We start from the raw sequence: 2,310 nt of genomic DNA on the forward strand, positions 1-2,310 counted from the left end.
GAACAAAGCACTGCCGCCTATCTTAATTTTTTATAGCCTTACCGCATTATTCAGACATTAAAAAAGCGAAGACCTTGTGAGCCTTCGCTTTTTAAACGCTTTATTTTTAAGCTAATTTATCTGAAGCAACTTTATAGTTTGGATCTTCAATTACATTAACTTCAACTAAGTCACGTGCTTTATGTAATAACTGAATACAGTCTGGGCTTAAGTGACGCAAGTGTAATTGTTTGCCTGCTTTAGCGTATTTATCAGCAAGACTATCAATTGCTTCAATTGCACTGTGATCAGCTACACGGCTGTGTTTGAATTCAATGATCACATCATCAGGGTCATTTTTAACATCAAATAACTCGGCAAAGTTCTTAACCGAGCCAAAGAATAATGGACCATGAAGCTCATACACTTTAGAGCCTTGTTCATCGATGTAGTTACTCGTGTAAATGTGTTTCGCATGCTGCCAGGCAAATACTAAAGCCGATACAATGACACCCACACATACTGCAATTGCAAGGTCTGTTACTACGGTTACACCTGATACAAGTACAATCACAAAGGCATCAGACTTAGGCACACGCTTCATCATTTTGAAGCTTGCCCACTCGAAAGTACCTAAAACAACCATAAACATAACACCAACAAGCGCAGCAAGTGGGATCATTTCAATTAAACTGGCCGCAAATATAATAAATGCTAGCAGTATTAGCGCCGCACTGATGCCTGATAAACGAGAGCGACCACCCGAGTTAATATTGATCATTGATTGACCAATCATGGCACAACCACCCATCGCTCCGAAGAAACCACAAGTAATATTTGCTGCACCTTGACCAATACACTCTTTATTACTGTGGCCACGAGTTTCTGTGATTTCATCAATCAAAGTTAATGTTAATAATGACTCAATTAAACCAATTGCCGCTAAAACTAACGCATAAGGGAAAATAATTTTAAATGTTTCTAAGTTGAACGGCACCATTGGGATATGGAACTCAGGTAAACCTCCGGCAATAGTAGCTTGCTCGTTGCCAGTCATCCCTTTTAAGAAATCAAGAACTGTACGTGCTTCTAAATCAAAGCCAATCACAATCGCGGTCACGGTTACAATCGCAGCTAACGATGAAGGAACTGCAGTGGTTAACTTAGGCAAGAAGTGAATGATAGCCATAGTTAACGCTACTAAACCAAGCATAATATATAGTGCTTGCCCTTCCATCCACTGTTGACCACCCATACCATCGGGTACTTTAAATTGACCTAGTTGGGCTAAGAAAATCACAATAGCAAGGCCGTTTACAAAGCCCAGCATTACTGGATGCGGGACCATTCGAATAAACTTTCCAAGCTTAAAAATACCCGCGAGCACTTGCAGTATTCCCATCAATAAGACGGTTGCAAATAAATACTCTACGCCATGATCTAATACTAAACTTACCATTACAACGGCTAGTGCACCGGTAGCACCAGAAATCATACCTGGACGACCACCAAAAATAGCCGTAATTAAGCCAACAATAAATGCGGCATATAAACCAACTAATGGTTCTACATTAGCAACAAAAGCAAACGCAACCGCTTCTGGTACTAACGCCAACGCAACTGTCAGGCCTGATAGAATATCGTTTTTAGCAGAGCTTGGCGCTTTGCTGAGTAGGTTAAACATTAAGATCCTCTTTATAGTGAATGCATTTCGGCAAGGCGCAGAATTCTAGCAAAATCTGCAAAAGTTAACAATTATTAACAACAAAACGGCTAGTGCCTAAAAGCACTAACCGTTTTCGAAAAAATAAAACGTAGTAGAAAAAGACTAAAGAGGTAGAGACGTACTACGCTTAACACAAGTCATTGTTACGTTCGAGTGAACCTCTTGTACAAATTCAAGGTTTAATAAGTTATCACGTACGAACTGCTCGTAACCCTCTATGCCTTTCGAAATAATTCGAAGCATAAAATCCATAGTACCTGCCATGCTGTAGCACTCAGTTACTTCATCATAGCTCATAATTAAACGCTCAAATTCAGCTAGATTTGTTCTACCGTGGTTAGATAAACGAACATGGGCGTAAACCAACATATCAAAGCCAAGCTTTTTCTCGTCAAGCAAAGCAACTTTACCTTTGATATAGCCATCTTGCTCAAGCTTAGCAATACGACGCCAACATGGAGATTGAGATAAACCAACTTTATCGGCAATTTCTGCCGTAGATAAGCTAGCATCCTGCTGTAATAATGCCAAAATTTGGCGATCTACTTGGTTCAGAGACATTTTATTTCTTTTTCTGTAAAAATACTGGTTAAATTATATAACTG

At 39.5% G+C, this 2,310-nt stretch carries 2 protein-coding genes; both read right to left on the reverse strand.

Annotation, left to right across the window (positions count from 1 at the left end):
• Positions 1 to 106: 106 nt before the first annotated feature.
• Positions 107 to 1,663: a SulP family inorganic anion transporter gene (locus L1D46_RS20395; protein ID WP_130051567.1), complete on the reverse strand. Its 1,557-nt coding sequence runs from the start codon at positions 1,661 to 1,663 to the stop codon at positions 107 to 109.
• A 144-nt stretch (positions 1,664 to 1,807) separates the two neighbouring features.
• Positions 1,808 to 2,266, reverse strand: coding sequence for an Lrp/AsnC family transcriptional regulator (locus tag L1D46_RS20400; protein ID WP_036968198.1), 459 nt, complete (start codon positions 2,264 to 2,266; stop codon positions 1,808 to 1,810).
• Positions 2,267 to 2,310 lie beyond the last annotated feature (44 nt).

This window comes from Pseudoalteromonas sp. Isolate3, from assembly GCF_022398505.1.
Taxonomy (GTDB): domain Bacteria; phylum Pseudomonadota; class Gammaproteobacteria; order Enterobacterales; family Alteromonadaceae; genus Pseudoalteromonas; species Pseudoalteromonas apostichopi.

Coding starts and splice junctions, on each gene's coding strand:
- L1D46_RS20400 (WP_036968198.1), bottom strand. CDS start 2,266: ATGTCTCTGAACCAAGTAGATCGCCAAATTTTGGCATTATTACAGCAG.
- L1D46_RS20395 (WP_130051567.1), bottom strand. CDS start 1,663: ATGTTTAACCTACTCAGCAAAGCGCCAAGCTCTGCTAAAAACGATATT.